The organism is Micromonospora sp. WMMD736 (genome assembly GCF_049179015.1).
Classification (GTDB): domain Bacteria; phylum Actinomycetota; class Actinomycetes; order Mycobacteriales; family Micromonosporaceae; genus Micromonospora.
On sequence record NZ_JBMHMI010000082.1, the window covers coordinates 1 to 4423 of the forward strand.

5 protein-coding genes are annotated in these 4423 nt (G+C 71.1%); 3 read left to right on the forward strand and 2 right to left on the reverse strand.

What is annotated here, in order from left to right; genetic code table 11:
- Positions 1 to 709 (reverse strand): alanine:cation symporter family protein (locus tag ACN269_RS33840; RefSeq protein ID WP_421477285.1); only part of this gene is annotated, 709 nt, incomplete at its 3' end.
- Positions 710 to 800: 91 nt separating this feature from the next.
- Between ACN269_RS33840 and ACN269_RS33845 the strand changes: the two genes are divergently transcribed.
- The gene (locus ACN269_RS33845; protein ID WP_421477287.1) at positions 801 to 1247 is read left to right on the forward strand and encodes a hypothetical protein; all 447 of its coding nucleotides are present in this window, start codon (positions 801 to 803) and stop codon (positions 1245 to 1247) included.
- Positions 1248 to 1267: 20 nt separating this feature from the next.
- Here the strand turns inward: ACN269_RS33845 and ACN269_RS33850 are convergent, their stop codons facing one another.
- Positions 1268 to 2752 carry a carboxyl transferase domain-containing protein gene (locus ACN269_RS33850; RefSeq protein WP_421477289.1) on the reverse strand — a complete coding sequence of 495 codons (1485 nt, stop codon included), beginning with the start codon at positions 2750 to 2752 and terminating at the stop codon, positions 1268 to 1270.
- Positions 2753 to 2778: 26 nt separating this feature from the next.
- Between ACN269_RS33850 and ACN269_RS33855 the strand changes: the two genes are divergently transcribed.
- The gene (locus tag ACN269_RS33855) at positions 2779 to 3510 is read left to right on the forward strand and encodes an enoyl-CoA hydratase (RefSeq protein WP_421477291.1); all 732 of its coding nucleotides are present in this window, start codon (positions 2779 to 2781) and stop codon (positions 3508 to 3510) included.
- A gap of 1 nt (position 3511) precedes the next feature.
- On the forward strand, positions 3512 to 4423 hold a 912-nt coding region (locus ACN269_RS33860), incomplete at its 3' end, for an MBL fold metallo-hydrolase (protein WP_421477293.1).

A 4423-nucleotide genomic window follows, 5' to 3' on the forward strand; every position in this document is an offset into this window, starting at 1 on the left:
CGATGTTGAGTGCGAGCACCCCGGCCGCGCCGAGGATGTACACGACGATCATGGCCGGGACGAGCAAGCTGGTGACCCGGCCGATGCTCTTGATCCCGCCGACGATGACAGCGGCCGCCAGCACCACCACGATCACGCCGGTGATGGGCGCCGCCACGCCCCACTCGTCGTTGACGTTGGCCGCGACGGTGTTGGCCTGGGTCATGTTGCCGATACCGAACGACGCCAGCACACCCGCGACGGCGAAGAACCCGCCGAGGAATACGCCCAGCGGTCCCTTGATGCCGCGCCGCAGGTAGTGCATTGGTCCGCCGGATTGCTCGCCGGCGGCGTCGGTGCGGCGGAACTTGACGCCCAGGAAGGCTTCGCTGTACTTGGTCGCCATCCCGACCAAACCGGTGCACCACATCCAGAACACCGCGCCGGGACCGCCGAGCGCGATCGCGGTCGCGACGCCGGCGATATTGCCGACGCCGACGGTGGCGGCCAGTGCGGTGGACAGTGCTTGGTAGTGCGAGATGTCGCCTTCGGCGTCCGGATCTCTGCGCTTGACGAACGCCAACCAGAACGCCAGACCCAGGCGGCGTATCTGCAGTCCGCGCAACAGCACCGTCAAGTACAGGCCGGTCAGCAGCAACAGCGGGATCAACAGCCAGGGACCCCAGATGAAGCTGCTGGCGTCGCTCAGAAAATCGTCGAAGGTGGTCATCGCGCTGCCCTATCGAAGGAGGACGTCCATCTCGGACGGTAGTGCACCAGGCGGCCCTGCGACCCCGCATCGGCCCGCATAATCAGGGGCGATGTGGACCCTGACTGTTGTCCTGATCGCCACTGCAACCTTGCTCGCCTGCGTCGTGCTCGGCGGCGGCCTCTACGAGGTTCTCGTCGTCGACTCGGCTTGGCCCAAGCGCCCGGGCATCATCCAGTCGCGCAACGGCGGCGTTTCCCGGCGACGGTTCTGGATTCCCGCCCACACCGCCCTCGAGGCGCTGCTGATCGCTGCGCTGATCGTCGGTTGGCATCAGCCGGACGTGCGCGTCGCGTTGTTGGTCGCGGCCGCCAGCCACGCGGTAATGCGGGTGTGGTCGCTGGTGGACTTCGTCCCCAAAGCCGTGGCGTTCGAGCAGGCCGACCCGGCGAGCATCGATGAAGCGACGGCCGTGCGCTGGACCCGGCGTAGGCTGCTGCGGCTGCCGCTGGACCTGCTCACGTGCGTGGCACTGCTGGCCGCCTTGGCTGTGGCCTAGCCGCGGCGCCCAGACTCGGCTCAGGCCGGGTTTGGCGGCAGGCCGATTCGGCGGTAGCGGTCCAGCCGGTCCGCCAGCCGCTGACCGTCGGGCGTGAAGCGCAGTCGGTGCAGTTCGGTGGCGATCGTCGCCGACAGCCGTTGCGTGAAGGCCAGTGGCTCGTCGGCGGCATCCGGGCGCTCGGCGACGATGGCGTCGACAATCCCGTGCCGCAGCAGATCTGCCGACCGGATTCCCTGCGCGCCAGCGAGTTCCGCGGCGTGGTCGACGTCGCGGTAGACGATCGCACTGGCGCCCTCCGGGGGCAGCGGCGCCAGCCAGCCGTGCAGCGCGGCCAGCACCCGGTCGGCGGGCACCATCGCCAGCGCCGGTCCGCCGCTGCCCTGCCCGAGCAGCACTGACACCGTCGGGGTGTCCAGCGTGACGAGCTCGGCCAGGCACCGCGCGATTTCGCCGGCCAGCCCGCCCTGCTCGGCCTCGACGCTCAGCGCCGGCCCTGCGGTGTCGATGACGGACACCAGCGGCAGCCGCAGACCGGCCGCCAGCGCCATGCCGCGCCGAGCCTCCCGCAGTGCGGCCGGACCGACCAGCCCGCCGGCCACCCGTTGCTGGCCGAGCAGCACCGCGGGCAGTCCGCCGAACCGGGCCAGCGCCAGCACCGTGGTGGCCGCCTCGCCACGTCCCGTTCCCGACAACAGCACCCGGTCGCTGGTGCCGTGCCGAAGCAACAGGCCGACGCCCGGCCGGTCCGGCCGGCGTGAGGCCCGCACCGAGTCCCACGCCGGCACATCGGGCGGCGGTTCGGTCTCGGGGGCCGGCGGTGGTGATCCCGGTTCGTCGGTGACCACCCGGAGCACCCGGTCCACCGTGGCGCGCAGTACCTGCGGGGACAGCACCGCGTCGAGGACCCCGTGTCGCTGCAGGTTCTCCGCGGTCTGCACACCGGCCGGGAACGGCTCGCCGTAGAGGTGTTCGTACACCCGCGGGCCCAGGAACCCGATCAGCGCGCCCGGTTCGGCCGCGGTGACGTGTCCCAGCGAGCCCCAGGACGCGAACACCCCGCCGGTGGTCGGGTGGCGCAGGTAGACCAGGTAGGGCAGGTGCGCCTGTTTGTGCAGCTCGACGGCGGCCGCGATCTTGACCATCTGCAGGAACGCGACGGTGCCCTCCTGCATCCGGGTGCCACCGGAACTCGGCGAGGCCAGCAGCGGCAGTCGCTCGGCGGTGGCGCGCTGGATCGCGGCGGTGATCCGCTCGGCGGCGGCCACCCCGATCGATCCGGCCAGGAAGTCGAACTCGCAGGCCAGCACTGCGACGCGACGGCCGAACACGGTGCCCTCGCCGGTCAGCACCGACTCGTCGAGTCCGGTCTTCGCCGCGGCCTCGGCGAGCTCGGCGCGGTACTCGTCGCCGGTCGCGACGTCCAGCGGCGGCCCGTCCCAGCTGCGGAACGATCCGTCGTCGAGCACCGCGTCGCGCAGTTGGCGCGCACCGATCCGGCTCACAGGACGAGGCTAGCTACTCTGGCGGCATGATTGGTGTCACCCGGGACGGACCTGTGACGACGCTGGAACTGCAGCGGCCCGAGCGGCGCAACGCGCTCAACTCCGAACTCGTCGACGGCCTGCGCAGCGCGGTGGAGCAGGCTGCCGCCGAGGACGTCCGCGCGATCGTGCTGACCGGCGCCGGCTCGGTGTTCTGCGCCGGCGCCGACCTGTCCGGCGACGCGTTCGCCGCCGACTACCCCGACCGGCTGATCGCCCTGCACAAGTCCATCGACGCCGCGCCGATGCCGGTGATCGCCGCTGTCAACGGCCCGGCGATCGGAGCCGGCCTGCAACTGGCCATGATCTGCGATCTGCGGGTCGTCGCGGCCGAGGCGTTCTTCCAGTTCCCGGTCGCCAAATACGGCCTGGCCCTGGACAACTGGAGTATTCGCCGACTGTCGTCGCTGGTCGGCCACGGCCGGGCCCGGGCGATGCTGCTGACCGCCGAGAAGCTACCCGCCGAGATGGCACTGCAGACCGGGATGGCCAACCGGATCGGCAGCCTGGCCGACGCCCAGGCCTGGGCTGCCGAGATCGCCGGACTGGCACCGCTGGCGCTGCAGCACGCCAAGCGGGTGCTCAACGACGACGGTGCCTTCGAGGACCAGTGGCCGACGCACAAGGAGATGTTCGACCGGGCCTGGGGCAGCCAGGACGTCATCGAAGCCCAGGTAGCGCGGGTGGAGAAGCGCGCGCCGAGGTTCGAGGGAGCCTGAGGTGGGCCACGCCGCGGTGCGATTCGGCATCGGCACGGCCTCGCTGCTCGGTGCCGGCTGGGTGCTGCGTGCCCTGCACGGCACCCCGGCGGCGTTGGGCGCCGGACCGTCCGACATCGCCCCGGTCGCGCGCCGCTCGCCGCACTACCGGGACGGGGTGTTCGAGAACATCGACCCCGCCTCGAACCTGCAACTGGACCGTGAAGAGCAGCGGCGGCTGCTCTGGGAGGTCGTCGGCTCCCGCGGCGACAGTCGTCCGGGTGTGCCGATCCCGGTGGTCACCCCGACCGACATCGCGCCGGCCGACCTGGCGGTGACCTGGTACGGCCACTCCAGCGCGCTGGTGGAGGTCGACGGCTACCGCGTGCTGACCGATCCGGTGTGGAGCCGCCGGTGTTCGCCTTCGCGGACGGTCGGCCCGGAGCGGCTACACGATGTGCCGGCCCCGCTGGAGGCGTTGCCCGCCATCGACGCGGTGGTGATCAGCCATGACCACTACGACCACCTCGATATCGACACCATCACCGGGCTGGCCCGGACTCAGCGGGCGCCGTTCCTGGTTCCGCTCGGCGTGGGCGCTCACCTGCGCAAGTGGGGGATTGCCGAGGACCGCATCGTCGAACTCGACTGGAACGAGAGCCACCGGGTTGGCGAGCTGACCGTCACCTGCACCCCGGCCCGGCACTTCTCCGGACGGCTGTTCACCCGCAACACCACGTTGTGGGCGTCCTGGGTGGTTTCCGGTCCGCGCCATCGGGCGTTCTTCGGCGGCGACACCGGCTACACCAAGAGCTTCGCCGAGATCGGCGCCGACCATGGCCCGTTCGACGTCACGTTGCTGCCGATCGGGGCTTATCACCCGGCCTGGCCGGACATCCACATGAACCCCGAGGAGGCCGTGCGGGCGCACCGC

Excerpts from the sequence above, each read along its gene's own strand:
- ACN269_RS33845 (WP_421477287.1), top strand. The coding sequence starts at position 801 with ATGTGGACCCTGACTGTTGTCCTGATCGCCACTGCAACCTTGCTCGCC.
- ACN269_RS33855 (WP_421477291.1), top strand. The coding sequence starts at position 2,779 with ATGATTGGTGTCACCCGGGACGGACCTGTGACGACGCTGGAACTGCAG.